Origin of the sequence: Candidatus Atelocyanobacterium thalassa isolate ALOHA (assembly GCF_000025125.1) — a bacterium.
In the GTDB taxonomy this organism is placed as follows: Bacteria; Cyanobacteriota; Cyanobacteriia; order Cyanobacteriales; family Microcystaceae; genus Atelocyanobacterium; species Atelocyanobacterium thalassae.
The window spans coordinates 1,191,014-1,208,720 of record NC_013771.1; the positions used below are offsets into that span (position 1 = coordinate 1,191,014).

The 17,707-nt window shown below is 30.1% G+C and carries 18 protein-coding genes; 8 read left to right on the plus strand and 10 right to left on the minus strand.

From position 1 onward, the window contains the following. Positions 1-67 precede the first annotated feature (67 nt). From rplM to prfA, 4 genes are all read left to right on the plus strand, one after another. A complete protein-coding gene (gene rplM / locus UCYN_RS04955) occupies positions 68-523 on the plus strand; it encodes a 50S ribosomal protein L13 (RefSeq protein WP_012954415.1) in 456 nt (151 codons plus the stop codon). Beyond that, a complete protein-coding gene (rpsI, locus tag UCYN_RS04960; protein ID WP_012954416.1) occupies positions 523-933 on the plus strand; it encodes a 30S ribosomal protein S9 in 411 nt (136 codons plus the stop codon). Before rplM ends, rpsI begins: the two co-directional genes overlap by 1 nt. Before the next feature lie 59 nt (positions 934-992). Beyond that, positions 993-1,247 (plus strand): 50S ribosomal protein L31, encoded by a 255-nt coding sequence (gene rpmE / locus UCYN_RS04965; protein ID WP_012954417.1) that lies wholly within the window; start codon positions 993-995, stop codon positions 1,245-1,247. Positions 1,248-1,332: 85 nt separating this feature from the next. Next, positions 1,333-2,436, plus strand: coding sequence for a peptide chain release factor 1 (gene prfA / locus UCYN_RS04970; protein WP_012954418.1), 1,104 nt, complete (start codon positions 1,333-1,335; stop codon positions 2,434-2,436). 199 nt (positions 2,437-2,635) lie between these two features. On the opposite strand, the gene UCYN_RS04975 is transcribed toward prfA, so the two are convergent. From UCYN_RS04975 to UCYN_RS04995, 5 genes are all read right to left on the minus strand, one after another. Beyond that, entirely contained in the window at positions 2,636-3,421 is a 786-nt protein-coding gene (locus tag UCYN_RS04975; RefSeq protein WP_012954419.1) for a hypothetical protein, read from the minus strand. 15 nt (positions 3,422-3,436) lie between these two features. Next, complete coding sequence (gene tsaE / locus UCYN_RS04980; RefSeq protein WP_012954420.1) at positions 3,437-3,904, minus strand: tRNA (adenosine(37)-N6)-threonylcarbamoyltransferase complex ATPase subunit type 1 TsaE; 468 nt, start codon at positions 3,902-3,904, stop codon at positions 3,437-3,439. Positions 3,905-3,922: 18 nt separating this feature from the next. Next, a complete protein-coding gene (locus UCYN_RS04985) occupies positions 3,923-4,891 on the minus strand; it encodes a ribonuclease Z (RefSeq protein WP_012954421.1) in 969 nt (322 codons plus the stop codon). A 112-nt stretch (positions 4,892-5,003) separates the two neighbouring features. Further along, the gene (locus tag UCYN_RS04990; protein WP_012954422.1) at positions 5,004-6,362 is read right to left on the minus strand and encodes a DUF4335 domain-containing protein; all 1,359 of its coding nucleotides are present in this window, start codon (positions 6,360-6,362) and stop codon (positions 5,004-5,006) included. Continuing rightward, complete coding sequence (locus UCYN_RS04995; RefSeq protein ID WP_012954423.1) at positions 6,346-6,948, minus strand: DUF3038 domain-containing protein; 603 nt, start codon at positions 6,946-6,948, stop codon at positions 6,346-6,348. Before UCYN_RS04995 ends, UCYN_RS04990 begins: the two co-directional genes overlap by 17 nt. A 308-nt stretch (positions 6,949-7,256) precedes the next feature. On the opposite strand from UCYN_RS04995, the gene tig reads away from it, so the two are divergent. After that, a complete protein-coding gene (gene tig / locus UCYN_RS05000; protein WP_012954424.1) occupies positions 7,257-8,633 on the plus strand; it encodes a trigger factor in 1,377 nt (458 codons plus the stop codon). Positions 8,634-8,981: 348 nt separating this feature from the next. Next, positions 8,982-9,446, plus strand: a complete 465-nt coding sequence (locus tag UCYN_RS05005; protein ID WP_012954425.1) for a hypothetical protein — start codon at positions 8,982-8,984, stop codon at positions 9,444-9,446. Positions 9,447-9,457: 11 nt separating this feature from the next. Here the strand turns inward: UCYN_RS05005 and miaB are convergent, their stop codons facing one another. Next, the gene (gene miaB / locus UCYN_RS05010) at positions 9,458-10,804 is read right to left on the minus strand and encodes a tRNA (N6-isopentenyl adenosine(37)-C2)-methylthiotransferase MiaB (RefSeq protein WP_012954426.1); all 1,347 of its coding nucleotides are present in this window, start codon (positions 10,802-10,804) and stop codon (positions 9,458-9,460) included. 242 nt (positions 10,805-11,046) lie between these two features. Between miaB and UCYN_RS05015 the strand changes: the two genes are divergently transcribed. Both UCYN_RS05015 and UCYN_RS05020 read left to right on the plus strand, forming a co-directional pair. Continuing rightward, complete coding sequence (locus tag UCYN_RS05015; RefSeq protein ID WP_012954427.1) at positions 11,047-12,618, plus strand: SpoIID/LytB domain-containing protein; 1,572 nt, start codon at positions 11,047-11,049, stop codon at positions 12,616-12,618. A 187-nt stretch (positions 12,619-12,805) separates the two neighbouring features. Next, entirely contained in the window at positions 12,806-14,815 is a 2,010-nt protein-coding gene (locus UCYN_RS05020) for an FAD-dependent oxidoreductase (protein ID WP_041487776.1), read from the plus strand. A gap of 31 nt (positions 14,816-14,846) precedes the next feature. On the opposite strand, the gene UCYN_RS05025 is transcribed toward UCYN_RS05020, so the two are convergent. The 4 genes from UCYN_RS05025 to UCYN_RS05035 all read right to left on the minus strand — a co-directional run bounded on the left by UCYN_RS05025 (position 14,847) and on the right by UCYN_RS05035 (position 17,686). Continuing rightward, positions 14,847-16,163: a phosphodiester glycosidase family protein gene (locus UCYN_RS05025; protein WP_012954429.1), complete on the minus strand. Its 1,317-nt coding sequence runs from the start codon at positions 16,161-16,163 to the stop codon at positions 14,847-14,849. A 253-nt stretch (positions 16,164-16,416) separates the two neighbouring features. Beyond that, entirely contained in the window at positions 16,417-16,593 is a 177-nt protein-coding gene (locus UCYN_RS06205) for a hypothetical protein (RefSeq protein WP_012954430.1), read from the minus strand. A 315-nt stretch (positions 16,594-16,908) separates the two neighbouring features. Beyond that, positions 16,909-17,382, minus strand: a complete 474-nt coding sequence (locus tag UCYN_RS05030; RefSeq protein WP_012954431.1) for a DUF4079 domain-containing protein — start codon at positions 17,380-17,382, stop codon at positions 16,909-16,911. 49 nt (positions 17,383-17,431) lie between these two features. After that, complete coding sequence (locus UCYN_RS05035; protein ID WP_041487777.1) at positions 17,432-17,686, minus strand: CRR7 family NDH-1 assembly protein; 255 nt, start codon at positions 17,684-17,686, stop codon at positions 17,432-17,434. Positions 17,687-17,707: the final 21 nt, after the last annotated feature.

The window sequence follows — 17,707 nt, forward strand, 5'->3', positions numbered from 1 at the left end:
TTTTCTGAAAAATATAATGTTCTCTAAGAGCGATAACCTGAATATTAATTAATATCTAACATTATTTATGAATAAGACAATTACACCATCACCAGTAATAATTGAGCAGAAGTGGTATGTTATTGATGCTGAAAAACAGCGTTTAGGACGTCTAGCCTGCGAAATTGCAAAAATTTTGAGGGGTAAGAAAAAACCGACTTATACTCCTCATCTAGATACCGGGGACTTTATTATTGTAATTAATGCAGAAAAAATTGAAGTTACTGGTCGAAAAAGTCATCAAAAATTATACCGCCGCCATTCTGGAAGACCTGGAGGTATGAAAGTTGAAACTTTTGAAAAATTACTAAAAAGAATTCCAGAAAGAATTATTGAAAAGGCTGTAAAAGGGATGTTACCGAAAAATACCTTAGGACGTCAGCTATTTACAAAGTTAAAAGTATATGCTGGTCCTAGTCATCCTCATCAAGCACAAAAGCCTGAAAAATTGATTCTTAATACTATTCCAAATGGAGATCGATAATGTCAACTACTGAAGAAAACAAAGCTGTATATTGGGGCACCGGTCGTCGTAAGTCGTCAATTGCAAGGGTTCGCTTGATTCCGGGAACAGGAGAAATTAAAGTCAACAAAAAAGAAGGAAATTTATATTTCAATCAAATTGCTGATTATATACAAGTTATTAAAGCTCCTTTAGAGAAGTTGGGCTTAGATAAGGAGTATGATATCTTAGTTAATGCCCATGGTGGAGGATTGACAGGACAAGCAGATGCAGTAAAGCTAGGTGTGGCAAGAGCACTATGTGAATTAAATCCAGAAAACCGACCAACATTAAAGGCAGAAGGATATTTAACCAGAGATCCTCGTGCTAAGGAACGGAAAAAATATGGTTTACATAAAGCACGTAAAGCACCTCAATATTCTAAACGTTAATCATCATAACTTTCTATTGCAATAAGTAATGAGAAACATCTTATAAGGAGATATTAGAAATGCCGAAGCCAAATATTCACCCAACTTGGTATCCTGAAGCAAAAGTAACTTGCAATGGCGAAGTTATAATGACTGTAGGATCTACTAGCCCTGAAATTAATGTAGAAGTATGGTCGGGTAATCACCCTTTTTATACTGGTACTCAAAAAATTATTGATACCGAAGGAAGGGTAGATCGCTTCCAGAAACGATATGCTATGATTGGCAAGAAAGTTAATAAAGAAGCATCAGAATCAAGTAGTGAGACGAAATAAAGGTCACTATAAGATTTAGAACCCAGCAGTAAACTGCTGGGTTCTCTTTATCTATAAAATAATAAGAATAAATTATAAAAATACTATGGCTGAATCATATTTATTAAATAAATTACATTCTGTTGAGCAAACCTTTAATGAACTAACTCGTCGTTTAGCCGATCCTAGTATTGCTACAAATCCAAATGAATTGCAAAAAGTTGCTAAAACACGTTCTTCTTTAGAAGAGACAGTTAATGCTTATGAACAATGGAAAAAAACTGAAAAAGAATTATTAGAAACAAAACAGATAGTGAAAGATGCTGGAGGAGATCATGAAATGAGAGAAATGGCATCTATAGAAGCTAAGGAACTAGAAATAAAATTAAATAATTTAGAAGAATTAATGAAAATTCTTTTACTTCCTCGTGATCCGAACGACGATAAAAATATCATGTTAGAGATTAGAGCCGGAACAGGAGGAGATGAAGCTAGCATTTGGGCAGGTGACTTAGCGAGAATGTACTCACGCTATGCAGAATCTCAAAATTGGGTAGTTAAATTGGCAAATGAATCTCTTGCTGATATGGGTGGTATTAAAGAAACTATTCTTGAGATAACCGGAGATAAAGTCTTTAGTAAGTTGAAGTTTGAAGCAGGAGTACATAGAGTGCAAAGAGTACCAGTAACAGAAGCTGGTGGAAGAGTTCACACCTCGACAGCAACAGTAGCTATTATGCCAGAAGTAGATGAAGTAGAAGTAAAGATTGATGCAAAAGATATAGATATGAGTACAGCTCGTTCTGGAGGTGCTGGAGGGCAAAATGTTAACAAAGTTGAGACAGCTGTAGATTTATTTCATAAACCTACAGGTATCAGAATCTTTTGTACTGAAGAAAGATCACAATTACAAAACAGAGAAAGAGCTATGCAGATTCTAAGAGCAAAATTGTATGAAGCTAAATTAAGAGAGCAGCAAGAAGAGATAAGTTCAATGAGAAAATCTCAAGTAGGTACAGGATCAAGATCAGAAAAAATACGTACTTACAATTATAAGGACAATAGAGTAACAGATCATAGACTGGGACAAAATTTTGCTCTGTCAGGAATTTTAGAAGGTGACATTGATATATTAATAGAATCATGCATATCTCAAGATCAACAAGAACGTTTACAAGAACTAGCAAATTCTCCAGAAATGACAATATAGTATATTAATTTATAGTTCTTTTTTAAAACTTTAAATAAGTAAAAATTTATAAACCAAGATATACATATTATCTTTTAGTACACAATAAAACTAATACTATCTATATAAATTTTATTCATTAGACGGAATCTTACAAATTGGGATTAAAAAATATCCAAAATATAATAATATTTAAGTTCTATATTTTAATGGAATCATATTATAACTGAGGTATCCATTCCAGTAAAATGCTTACCTGACTATCTTTTTTTATTCGCGAGTTTTGCTTTTCTATTTCAGTTGATAAACGCATATTTGGTGTTATTGCATAACCAAAAGATAAATTAGTAATTCCTACTTCATCCACGTTACCAGGAGATAAAAAAGTTTGAATAATTGAAATATCAGATGCTCCAGATCTGGATAAAGCAAAAATTAATTTTCCGCCGATATTTAAGCCATCTTCACTATATTTATTTGTACTAATAGTTCTATAACCTAAAACCGGAGAAATATTAAGATAATATCCTAGAGGTAATAAATAGTATTGTAAGCTTATTCCTCCAGCATCTCTTTTAGTAAAAGAAGTCTGAAAATCACCGCTAATGCTAAGTCCTGTTTCCCCTAAAAAAAAATCTTTCGCTTTAACAATAAAACCACCACTGTGCTGATTAGATGGAAATTCTGTATAACCTAATCCTATGACAGTTTTAAAACTGGGAGTATATTTTATATCTTCCAAAATATTGGGTATTTTTTCAATCCATCTTTGTAAAACTTTGCTACTGTTAATTACATCTAGAGGTAAATCAAGAGATTGATTGATCGAATCATTAATATTTGAATTCGATTCAAGATAAACAGGTTGACTATAAGTTTTTTTATTTAATAAGCCAAGTAATACTACAGAAATAGCAATAATAAAAAAATTAAATTTAAATAATATTTTATTTTTTTTTATGGTTGAGTAGATACTATTCACTAAGTCAAATTTAGAATTATACATCTGAAATATACGTATTTAATTTAAATGTTTAATCAAATCAAATGAAAAATCACCAACAGTCGTTAAGATAATTTGACGGCTTATGTTGTTGATATAAAAAAAATCTATTTTTAAATAGTTAGCAGGAAGATGTAGTAGTCTTTCTGGCCATTCAATTACTGTTATGCCAGGTAGAATATCTTCTTTTTCCCAGTATTGTTCCAAAAATAAATCCTCTACCATGTTTTTTTCAGTTCTATATAGATCAAGATGATAAAGAGGTAGATGACCTTGATAATATTCATTGACTAAAATAAAAGTAGGACTAACGATAGGATCATCAATTCTTAATCCTTTTCCTATCCCTTGAACAAAAGTAGTTTTTCCTGCTCCCAGATCACCTTTTAATAATAAGATGCTCTTCTTAGGTAGAATTTTTCCTAATCGTTCACCAAAAGCTAAAGTTGTTTGATGACTATGTAAAACTAACGACTTATGGCTCATATGTCTTGCTATATCAATTTAACTAATAGATTTTAATTTTATTGATTTATTTTGCTCAATATGTCTTGGTATGCTGTAGGTCATAAAATCATGAGCAAGAATAGTATTAGGGAAAATAGCCTTTGCTTCATTAAGTAGATCGCTTAGTTGCAAGTTATTTCCTGGCGCATAACGAGGACTAAAATGAGTAAGTATCAGTTTTTTAGCTTTCGCACCCAAGGCAACTTGTGCAGCCATAGTTGAGGTAGAATGTAAACGTTCAAATGCAAGTTGAGAGTCTTGATGTGCAAAAGTTGCTTCATGAATTAAGATATCAGCATTTCTAGCTAACTCAACTGCTTCTTCACAAAATATTGTATCTGTACAATAAATTAATTTCCGTCCTTTTTCTACTTTTCCACATAGATCTTGTCCTCTAATAAAGCGTCCATCATCTAATTGAATTGTTTTTCCTTGTTTTAGCTCACCATAAATTGGTCCAGGAGGAATTCCTAAAGAAACAGCTTTTTTCACATCAAAACGTCCTGGACGATCTTTTTCAATAACACAATAACCATGAGCTGGTATACGATGCCGTAACAATTTAGCACTAATTATAAATTCATTATCTTCATAAAAAGTTCCTGAACTAATCTCATTAATGCGAATACCATATGGCAATTTGAAATGAGAGTATTGTGCACAGGATCTTAAGTAATTATCTAGTTCTTGAGGACCATAGATTTCAATAGGCTGTCGATTGCCTGCTAAGTTACAACTCGCTATTAGTCCCATTAGGCCATAGATATGATCTCCATGCATATGAGTAATAAAAATTTTAGTTATTTGAGAAGCCTTAACATCACTTTTTGATAATTGATGTTGAGTCCCTTCTCCACAATCAAACAACCAAACTTCTCCTCTCTGTTGTAGACGTAAAGCTACGCTTGAAACGTTACGTGATCGAGTTGGTACACCAGAACTAGTTCCTAAAAAGGTTATCTCCACAGTTAGCTTGTATTATTTATATACTCTTACTAATGTTACATAGTAAAATCAAAAAAGAACAAATTCTTGAAAAATTATACATACCGAATATTTAAATATGAATAATTGATTTTCATTCCAATAACGTCTTGACAGTACCATCAGGAATTAATACAAGACGAATTGACTGACTATTTAATGTTTTTAAAGGAGAGACAAAAGGAGAACCAGCTTCTGGAAATTCTATCTGGGAACGATAAACCATAGCCAAATGACCTAAAGGAATACTTTTTTTAAAAGAACCATTATTTTCAATAATTAAACGATACTCTATTGTCTGTTCCAAATTTTCTAAAGGTTTCCATCTTTTTTGAAAATATTCTTGAATCTCATCAAGCTGAGGAATAGTAATAGATAATTTATTTTCCATGTTGTACTTATTTAAATTTTTATCTTCCAAAGCTAAAAGATGATCAGATGTATTTTCTTTATTAATATTTTTCTCCCTGACAAAAGTCTTCCTATTCAATATCGGTGGAGTAGGTAGTCTGGAATATTTTGATGATACTTGAGGTTGTGCTAGGTAATTGACATTGCCGGAGATTTTCGCATCGTTTTCATTAATTTGTGGTCTGCTAGATTTAGAAGATAAATTTGATGGTGAGGATTGAAATTTAGGAGGGTTAGATTTATTTAGTGGTAGTAGTGACTGAGTAATTTTCTTAGGAGGCGGTAATGGAGATAGTTGAGATAAGGATGGTGGTAAAGAAGGAGAAGGTGAAGAAGGCTTTAGTTCCGGGGGGACAGGAGGAACAACATCTAAAAACGAAAGAATATTTTCTTGAGATTTTACTAATTTTTCAGTATCTGTATGTTTTGATTCTAATGTTTTGTTAATTTTGATTCCAATGATGAAAAAATTAGTAAATATAAAAGCAATAATTAATTTTTTACTTAAGGTAAAAAATTGATTATTGAAAAAAACTTTTTTCTGACTTGTTAGCGTAGTTATATTATGAATATATTTTTCTAAAGCATATAAAAGATCAAATAATTGACAAGAATTAAGTTTAATAGATGAACAAGTATTATTATTTGCTAAATATCCAAGGAAAAGATTATGAGTGAAAAGATCATCAGAACAAAAGTAAGGATCTAGCTTATAGATATCCTCTTCCAATTTTTTTTCACTAATTTTAATTAATTTGTTTTGGTTATTACGAGGATCTATAAAAGAGAAAGTATTCTTGAGATTATTATTAATGTACGACTGAACAATATCACATAGAGATTTCAGGTGAAAATGATTACCTGAAATACTAATCTGATCTTCTACCATAACTTTAGGATCGTCAAATGATAATTCAAATTCAATATCATCTAACAGTATCGGTTTTTGTAAACGAAGTGCCAAAGAACGTTTATCCCATATTTTCAAGGTACAGGTAGGTGGCGTAAAAGTCTGTATAAGGTGATTACTCAGTAATATCATGAAAATTTAACAAGCTATAGTTTAATGAGGTTGACCACAAACGAATATATCCACTATCTGAACTATAAAATAATAAGTCTAACAATAGTTTTGAGGCCAATTGAAACTCTTCGTCTATGGATAGTTTTTTGTTTTCTTTTACTTTATATTTATAGTAGTAGCTAAAATTACTAAAATATTTACCAAGTAGTGTACTCTGTTTTGGATCTTTATTTTGTTGTGTCATTTGTTCAAGCAAGGTAATTGCTCTACGGATTAACTCCTCGTGTTGCCCAACAACACAACATATAAGAATTGTTGATAATTTTGTTTGTTTTACAGTACAACCTTCTAGGAAATCCCGAGATTTCTTAACATCTTGACCAGACCAGAGCTTAATTTCTTTTGTTAAATATGTATTCATCCCTAAGTCTAGAGAAGACTGAAATATCATATCTGTAGTAATAGGAATTAAAGACTCACTAGCTAACAATACCAGGTCTAAATAAAAATGAACATTGTTAAGGTTTTTAGATACAGAAAAGTTACTAAGAGGTTCATTTATCCAACGATCCATTATGACAGAGTTGGTAACAGCTAAAGACATATAATATTTTTTTAGATTAAATTTACTATCAAATTTCAACAAATAATTATCTCTAATAATAATTTAGATATGACTTTTTAAAAATAAAAATTTTTTTAAAAATTAGAAAAAGATATATTAATATTTACCTTAAATTAGTTTAACTACTAAGATAATAAATTTTTGAATTAATGAAGAAAGTAAAATATTTTGTTTTTAATTTATACACGATATTTTTTTCTAGGACAGAAATTAAAACATCCTAGCCCATCTTCATTTAACATTGATAGAATATGAAGTAATGACAAATTCCCAGAACTATAAAATCTATGAAAATAACCCAGGAAAAACTCCCTAACAGTCAAATTGGTTTAAAAGTTGAGATCCCTGCTGAAACCGCTCAAAAAGCTTATGAAATTAAGATTAATACCTTGGCTCGTACTGCCAATATTCCTGGGTTTCGTAAAGGAAAAGTACCTCGTTCTATTCTTTTACAACGTTTAGGAAATCGCTATATTAAAGCAGCTACTTTAGAAGAATTAGTACAAGATAGTTTAAAAAAAGCTATAGATAAGGAGTCTATAAAAGCTATAGGTAACTATACTTTAAAAGATAATTTAGATAAATTAATTGATGAGTTCCAACCTGGTCAACCTCTTACATTTTCAGCTCAAATTGATGTTCCTCCTTCAGTTCAGCTAGGGACATATAAAGAGCTATGTATAAAGGCGGAAGAAAAAAATTATGATACAGAACAAGTTGAGAATTGGCTAAAAGAACGTCAAGAAAAACTAGCAACACTAGTTCCTGTTGAAGATCGCTCTTCTCAGATAGGTGATGTGGCAATAGTTGATTATCAAGGTTTCCTAATTTCTGAAGGAAAAGTGGCGGATCAACCAATTGAAGGTGTAGAAGGGAAAAATTTCCGTGTTGATCTTGAAAAAGGAAAATTTATTGAAGGAATGATCGAAGGAATAGTAGGAATGAAGCCTGGAGAATCTAAAGAATTACCATTAATTTTTCCAGAAGATTATCCTAGAGAAGACTTAGCCAAAAAGTCTGTTAACTTTAATATTAAATTAACAGAGTTAAAAGCTAAAGAGCTTCCTGAACTAGATAATGACTTTGCTGATGAAGTTAGTGAATTTGGAACCATAACTGAATTAAAAAATTCTTTAGAGAAACAATTTATCGAGTCTGCTAAGTCAGAAACTCAAGACAATATTCATAACGCAATTACAGAAGAGTTAACTAAAAACTGTATTGTAGACCTACCTGATACTTTAATACAGGAAGAAATAACTAAACTTCTAACTCAAACTGCAATGAAAATGGAAGAGATGGGAGTTGATTTATCAACAATCTTCAATAAAGACAATTTACCCAAATTAAGAGAAAATGCTCATCCTGAAGCTATAGTAAGACTTAAAAAAATTCTTATTCTTCAAGAAATAGCTTCTGTAGAAACTATTGCAATAGAAGAAAAAGAAATTGAAAGTAAAAGCAATGAACTTAAAGAAAAACTTAAAGGACAAAATATTGATCTTGATAAACTATATGTAACAGTAAAAGAGCAACTTATGGTTGAAAAAACTTTAAACTGGTTACAAGAAAAATCAGAAATTGAATTATGTGAGTCAGGGAGTTTAGATATTACAAGCAAGAAAGACTCAGATGTTACCGAAGAGATTATTCCTGAGGTCTAATACTAACTGTAGAGGTATTCATAAAATTATCCTCTACTACTTACTATAAATTTTATAGAAAAACTCTCATTAAGGGACAATATTTTCTAGTAAAAGTTTGAAAATAACTATAAAAAATCTAATTATTAGGTATTTCTATCTTAATTCTTCTTTTATTGAATAATTAACTTTACTTAATATGATTTATTTAGCAAAAATCTATTTTCAATAATTTAGAAAAGATTTTTTTATTTCTTATGCATTTCATAAGCTTTTATTTTTAATGATATTTAAAAACCATAACTATAAGTTTTATGAGACAATAGCATACATCAAAAATATAATTTATTAAGGGAACCTATACTTATAATGTCTACCAATAACTTGTTTTTGGATACGCCTGATCTTACTAATAATGATTATTGTATATTTGGATTAGCAACTTGTTTTTTAAAAAATGATGGAAAATTTGATGAGATTAAAATTATTGAACCTATTCCTTCATCAGCGTTAGAAATAATTTTAAAAGGTATTCCAACCTCTTATGAATTTATTTGTGCTATGACTATTGGAGAAATCATCATAGATGAAAAATTGACAAAAACTGTTCATTTTCCGGAAGAAGCAAAGTTTTGCGATCTTTTTATTGAGCGTACTGTTGCTTCTGCAAGAACATATAAGAGAAATCCTAATATTTGCTCTAAAATTTCTCTAGGAAGTACTAAGAAAAATCTCAATTTCTCACTAGAGAAGAAAAGAGTTTTAAATACAATGGTTACAGTTTCAGCAGAAGATAATGTTAAACAACATTCTCATACTAATGATATTTTCTAAGTTAGAAAATATCATTTTAATATCTTTCCGGTTAAGCTAAAGGGTCGAGCTTCTGTAATTTTGACTTTTACCAATTCACCTCTGAGATCGTCAATATTTCCTTGAAAAAAAGTCAATCTATTTTTTCTCGTTCTTCCCATTACTTGATTATTTTCTTTAGGATTTTCCTGCTCTACTAGTATTTCTTCTATTTCCCCCAAATATTTTCGAGAATTTTCAGCTGCTTTTTGTCCTACTAAATGATTAAGTCTTTGTAATCGATCACTTTTAATATCATCATCTACTTGTTCACTCCAGGTAGCAGCAGGAGTACCAGGGCGAGGAGAGTATGCTGCTGTATTTAATTGATCAAATCCAATATCTTCTACTAGCTTTAAAGTATTTTCAAATTGTTGTTCTGTTTCTCCTGGAAATCCCACTATAGCATCAGCAGTAATAGAGGCATTAGGCATATAATACCTAACTTTATCAATTAACTGTCTATATCTTTGATGCGTATAACCTCTCTTCATTTTTTTTAAGATGTCATTATCACCTGATTGAAAAGGTATATGGAAATGCTCACAAATGTTTGGTAATTCATGACATGCACTGATTAATCTTTCTGTAAAATATCGAGGATGACTGGTCGCGAATCTTATTCTTTTAATGTTAGAAACTTCATGAATTCTATATAACAAATCTGTAAAAGTATATTGATTTCTTCCTGTTTCAGTTGTTCCAGGCAGATCTCTTCCGTAAGCATCAATATTTTGACCTAACAAAGTAACTTCCTTATATCCCTGTTGTTCTAATAATTTAATTTCAGAACAAATATCTTCAGGAGTACGAGATTGTTCTAGCCCTCTTACACTAGGAACAACACAGTAGCTACATCTTTCATTACAACCGTATATGATATTCACCCATGCTGTTATTTTACTAGCTCTACGTGGCTTTGTAATATCTTCAATGATATGAATAGGTTCAGTAGCGACAATTTGATTACCTTTTAATACTTGCTCTAATAAATCTCCAAGATAATTAACATGTTGTGGTCCCATGACTAAATCAAGTTCAGGAATTCTCCTGAGTATTTTTTCTCCTTCTTGCTGTGCGACGCAACCCGCAACAGCAAGAATTAAGCTCGGATCTTTATGTTTACGTTTAGCTTGTTTTCCTAGATAAGAATAAACTTTTTGTTCAGCGCTATCTCTTATAGTACAAGTATTATATAAGATCAAATTTGCTTGATCAAGAACATCTGTCCATTGGAAACCCATATCTTCTAAAATACCTGCCATACGTTCCGAGTCAGCTTTATTCATTTGACAACCAAAAGTAACAATATGGTAGTAGCGTAAATTAGATATTATCATTATTATTTTTAAGAATTTGGTATTTAATTATAGTTAAGAAATCTTATACGTAGCAAAAAGATAGAAAACTTTATGATTACAATGTATATGATTTATATTATGTAGAGTAGTATTTTTAAGAGCTGTAACAAAATATAGCCTTGAAAGACTAAAATTTATATTATAGTACAGTCATTTTTTATTATTTAAGATATTCATAATACGAAAATATAATAGGATAGTAGGTATGTTAATAAATAAAGTTGCTAAAAAAAATATTAATTGTTCTTTCTTTTCTTTTGATCCCATTAGAAAATACTTTTATTTCAGAAGCTTTTGCAAAAGATATTAATATTAATATTGGTATAGTGCAAAGATTCGGAGAAAAAGAAAAAGATCAACTTCTGATTACTACTGACTATCAGAATACGCTAACTATTAAATTTCAAAATTCTAAGGGCCATTTTCAGAGCTTGATCACAAATCGAATAACTCTCAATATTTTAAGTCGACCATTATCTAAGCCTCTTCTGAAAGAATATATTATTTTAAGTGATCATGCTACCTTTGAAACTGCTGAAGATAATTCTAAAAAATGGGAAGAGAAAGGTATCCAAACTGAAATTACGCAGCCAGGGCGATGGCAAGTTTGGGCTAAAAGAGATATCTACAAAACACCCTTATTAAGACGTTGGCTGTTAGATAACCTTAAAACAAAGGGCTATAATAAGCCATATATAGAATCTACTGTTTTATTAAATAAGTCTCAGGCAACGTTTATAGCTAATGGGAAAAAATATCATAGCGATTATATTGAAATTATTCCTAACAATCATCCTATCCACGTAATTGATTTAGAACAAAAAAAAAGAGCTTATCTTGGTAGTTTAAAATTACAACCTAATGCATATGGAACGTATACTTTAGTTAATCATGTTCCGGTAGAAGTATACTTAAAAGGTGTTGTTCCTCATGAAATAGGGCCTAATGCTCCAATAAATGCAATAAAAGCCCAAACAATTATTGCTCGTACATACGCTTTACGTAATTTGAGAAGATTTAAATCAGATGATTATGAACTTTGCGCTAATACGCATTGCCAAGTATATTATGGGCTTAATGGAGTGAACTCAAAGATAGATAAAGCAATTAATGATACTAAAAATTTAGTACTTATCTATCAAAACAAGTTAGTAGATGCTCTTTATTCTTCGACTACAGGAGGAGTTACCGCTAACTTTACCGATGTCTGGGATGGAGAAGAAAGACCTTATTTAAAGACAATTATTGATTCTCCACAAAATAATATATGGAATTTTACCTTAAAGCCTCTAAATCAAGAAGAAGCCTTTCGCAACTTTATTAAGTTAACAAAAGGCTTTAATGAGACTGGAAGAAGTGCTTTTCGTTGGGAGCATAAAACTACTAAAATCGAATTAGCTAAAGATTTACGAAAATATTTAGTAATGCAAAAACATCCTTTATCAAATTTCAAAATTATTAATTCGATCAAAATAGATGAACGTTCAGTATCCGGTAGAATATTGAACGCAATTGTAGATACAGACATTGGAATTATTGAATTAAAGAAAAATGAAGTTCGTAGTGCATTTGGCCCTCCCAGGAGTACTCTTTTCTATCTTGAACCTATAAATGATAAGCAGGATAAAGTTATAGGTTACACATTTATTGGGGGTGGTTTTGGGCATGGAGTAGGACTTAGTCAATACGGATCTTATAATTTAGCCAACTTAGGATGGAATGAGAAAAAAATTCTTCATTTTTATTATCCTGGTACTCAGGTTGTACCTTTAAATAATTCAATTATTTTTTAAAAACATATATTCTATAACTATCTAGAATAGCTTTATTTAATTAAATTTTGAGAAGATAAAGAAAATTGTATTATCTGTTTTCGTAAAATTATTTCTAATCTAAGTTTTTATCTATTAATTAAAAATTAATTAAGTTAAGAAATATCTCTTTATTAACTATGTTCAAAAAAATTAATTACTTTTTTTAATTTTTCCGTTTACTTTAATAACACTACAATTACTGAGCTCTAATACTTTAGCTGTTCTTCCTCGTAATCCTGATAAAGAGATAGAATGCGAATTGCTAATAGTTGGTGGAGGTCTTGCTGGTACTGCTGCTGCTTATGAAGGTTTATTAGCTGGAAGAACAGTATGTTTAACAGAGATTACGGATTGGATTGGAGGACAAATTTCCTCTCAAGGAACTTCTGCATTAGATGAAAGGCCTACTCAAAGATCACAATTATTTTACTCTAGAGGTTATTTAGAGCTAAGAGAGCGTATTAAGAAATTTTATGGAAAGCTTAACCCAGGAGAATGTTGGGTTAGCAAATCATGCTTTATGCCTAAAGAAGGTCATAAAATTTTGATGGATATGTTAAAAGATGCTGAAAGGAAAGGTAAAGGACATTTTATCTGGTTTCCTTCAACTGTTGTAAAAGACTTAAGCATTAGCAAACATTCAAATAAAAGTACAGGAAAACAAATTACAAATGTTATTGCTATTCAGCATCACTCTATTGAAGATAGATTTTCTTTAAATTCTTATCCGCTATCTCAAATTATCCAAGATATATATTCTTATAAAAATTCTACTAGGTTAAGTAAAAAAATTATTCGTTTTATTCCAAAACTCCAGAACAATTCGATACCTGCAAATTGGTATATTATTGAAGCTACCGAAACAGGAGAAATTATAGCTTTATCTGATGTTCCTTATCGTCTAGGAGTTGACCCAGTATCCTATTTAGAGCCTTCCTCTTCAAGTAAAGATGGTAACCCTTTTTGCACGCAAGGCTTTACATATACGTTTGCAATGGAAACTATCTCAGAAAGTATAGTACATAAAATACCTAAATTTTATTCTCAATATTCGCCTTACTACAGTTATGAGCTAGAACGTTTAGCAGACTTTGATCTGATTTATACTTATCGCCGTATTTGGAGTCCTAGTAAAGGAAAGACTAGAACTTTTAATAGAATAAAATTTTCAATTCCTACAGCTGGAGATATTTCAATGCAAAATTGGACATGGGGTAATGATTATCGTCCAGGTAATTCTAAAGATAATTTAATTTATACACGTACACAATTGAAAAGTATGAATCAATTAAATCCTGGTAAATGGATGGGAGGATTACGAAGAGAAACTCTTCGCAAAGGTGAGGAACATTCCAAGGGCTATTTTTATTGGTTAGTATCAGGGACTATGGATTCTCAACTTAAGAAAGGAGTGAAAAGAATAAATAAAAATACTACTTATCTGAAAGGATTACGTTCTCCTATGGGTACATATCATGGTCTGTCTAAATATCCTTATATTCGAGAATCAAGACGCATATTAGGTCGAAAATCTTTCACCCATAAAAATGGATTCTCAATTAATGAGATTGATATTTCACGTCAAAATTATAGGAGTAAATACTATCAGGAAACTTTATCTTTTAACATTTATCAACAATTAAATAAGGTCTTAGCAAAATATAATAATTCCTCAATTTTAAATGAAAAAAAAGTCATGGAATCTTCATCTAGTAGCCAAAGATCGACAATTTATTTTGATTCTATAGGTATTGGCCATTATCCTATAGATTTTCATCCTTGTATGAATGAAGAAATACCAGAAAAAGCAGGTAATAGTGAACGAAATAATGAAAGACAAGGTCAGGGGAAAACTTTTCCTTTTCAAATACCTTTAAGAGCAATATTACCTCAAGAAATTGATAATCTAATTATTGCAGGCAAAGGTATCGCGACTAGTCATATTGCTGCTGCTGCATATCGAGTTCATTCTTTTGAATGGTCATCAGGTGCAGCGGCAGGTACCATCGCAGATTTTGCTATTAATGAAAAAATTTTACCTTATCAATTAATAACAAGCCCATCTTTCCAGTCTTTAAAATTGCAAAAATTGCAACGAAAGTTAACTGACAATAAAAATCCTATCAAATTTCCCCATACATCCATTTTTAATAATAATTGGAACCATTGGCAATAATGATTATTAACAATATAAGATTCAGCAAAATTTATTGAGTAATAAATACTCCAATTCCATTATGAATTTTTGCGGCAGTAACTGGAAAACGATCAATTAAACGACCACCTAAAACTAAGCTAGTAGAACCTCCTCCATCTAAATTCAAAGCATTGATTGATCCTAACTTTTGCATAATTTGTGCCATTTCATTTAGATTAACTCCATTGCTGTTTATGCTATTATGAACTGTTACTAAAATAGTTTTATCCTTGTTGGTTATACCTATAGCGCTTCTGGATGCTTTTTGCTTCTGAAAACTTTTAGTAAACTTTTCGTCTTTCACATTTAACGATATAGAACCATCATTTATTAGTAAAGGACCTCCACCTAAAATATGAGATAGTTGATTGAATTTTTTAGGGACTGTTTTACTTTCTATTTTTAATGTACTCCCTATAAAAAATAAATCAGACTTAAAAATTTTTTTACGAATAACTAACAAATATCCATCATTGGGAATATAGTACTTTTGTTTTATTTCCTTTGATTTCTGCTTCTTTACTACTTTATTATTTTTTATAGAAATGATAATTTCATTATTACTAATAGTCTCATATCTTTCTCCCCATTCCTTGGTATAACGGGATATTCCGGCTTGAATATATCCACTATTTAAAGATTGAATAGAAATTCTTTCGCCATTATTTAAGATTAGAAACTCTTTTAAACTTAAATGATCAATAAAAAATTTTCCGTTTTCATTCCAGCCTACAGCTCCACGGCCTAAGATAGGACTTGATAACCAATCGTTGTTGTGACGAATGGCTCCCAAGGGCAATCTATTATTTCTGTTAAAGAAACCTCCATTTATGGCAGCTACAACACGCCATTTTTTTGCAATTTCCTCTAAAGAAGAAGTTCCAATTTGACCATTAAGATTACTAGTAATTGGCCTTAAAATAACCTTTGACGATTTATTGTCAATCTCTAAAAGATTGACAGGAAAAATATTATACCCTTTTTTGTTTTTAACTGTTATGAACTGCTGTCGCCAAATAACACCTGGGACCCATACAATCTCTTTAGGAAGAATTGTCTTAGCAAGAATATAAACTCTATTATGTTTAATTTTAGAGAAAACAAGATTTGAATTATTAGCTTTAAGTAGACTAGTATTGAAATAATTAATATTATTGATTATTTCATTCAAGCTACCATCAGGATCAGGTAATGATGATGAGATTAAATTATTATAAGAAGATGTATCTTTAGCGTCTCCTACTCTAGGAATCAATATATTGAAAGGTAGTTCTAGTAATAAAAGAATAGATATAAGCTTAAAAGAATACCAAATAAATCTAGTCACTTTTTAAATCTCCATTACACATATCACTTAATATCAATATCCTTTTGAAAATATATATAGTGATTTTCTATGTTTTTAAGTTTTTTTAATTGAAGCGTCTCTAACTGTAACTTTAGTGAACTATAATCACTACGATCATTTAGTTATTTGTGTTTAATTACTAACAAGTAAAGAACAACAAGATATCAAGTAATTTCTTGTTGTTCTAATTAAATATAAATTTAAAAATGAATTATTACTATTCAGTAATTAATTATAGATTTTCAGAAAAAACTTTTTCGAAATTTTCAATAAGTTCATCTAGTTCTTCGAGAGCTTGTCTTACATCAATCTTTAGAATACCTAGATCTGGCTTTTCTAAAAGTCCTACTAAAAATTCTCTTTTATCTCTAACTAATTTTACTTGTTCCTGAATTGTTTCTTTAGCCATTTTTATTATCCAAAAACTTACATTAACTTTAACATAAAAAAATATCTCTCATTGAACTTTTCATGGTCTACTTTCTATAAGTATTATTTTTCATCACTTAAAACTTAATATATCTTTAAATAACATCCTAGAAATGTTTAACTATATATCTCTACAGAAATTAGATATTTTATTTAATTCATATTTAAGATAAATAACTTAAAGTTCAGATCCAGATATCTTTGCAATACATTAACGATAAATATTACTTGATAATAATCTAAGTATTAAGAAAGAAGTAGTTTTTATTTTACTTTTTCTTTATCCCTTTTTTTGTTATTGTATATTCTCAATGATTTTCTGCACTATCTCTACACCACTAATAACTTGCCAAGTAAATAAAATAACTACGCAAAGATTGAAAACTATATGCGTATTACGAGCTAAATTATTTCCTTTTTGCATGAATGGTACTAAAGATATAGAAATGGTAATTAAACCAGTTATAGTCAGGCCAATTAATAAATGAGGACTAAAAAATAATTTATCATTATTAATATAAGTTATAGTCATACCCCCAAGATTACCTAAAACTATTAGATTTAAGAGTAATGCTCCTAGTTGGTGATGTCTGTTGTTAATTTTTTTATTTATTAATTCTTTCCTAACTTCTTTATCAGAAGTACGAATATATCGTAATTGAAATCCTAAATACGATACATAGAAAAGCAATAATAATGTAGAGAACATTACGATTGGATGAATTGATTGTGACCAAAGTTTAATAAACTCTAACTTGTTAATAATCATAATATTAAGTACTATATCGATTAATTCATATATAACTAAAAAAGAAAAATTATTTCTCTAAGCGTACTACGTACCATTGTAAATAGGTATCAGGACCCATCTCTAGATCACAGAAATTTTCCATGAGATACTTAGCTTGACTTTCCAATGATTTAATATTTTGTAACTCGTGAGGTAGGTTATCCTTACGATTAAATAAAATATTTTTGAGTTTTTCTAATAATTCTTCATAAGTTAAAAACTCCTGTTTATTTGGTTCAAGAACGATAAAACCATCTTCTTGGTACATAATTGAATTTGACATAATATGTAAAAAATAATTTCA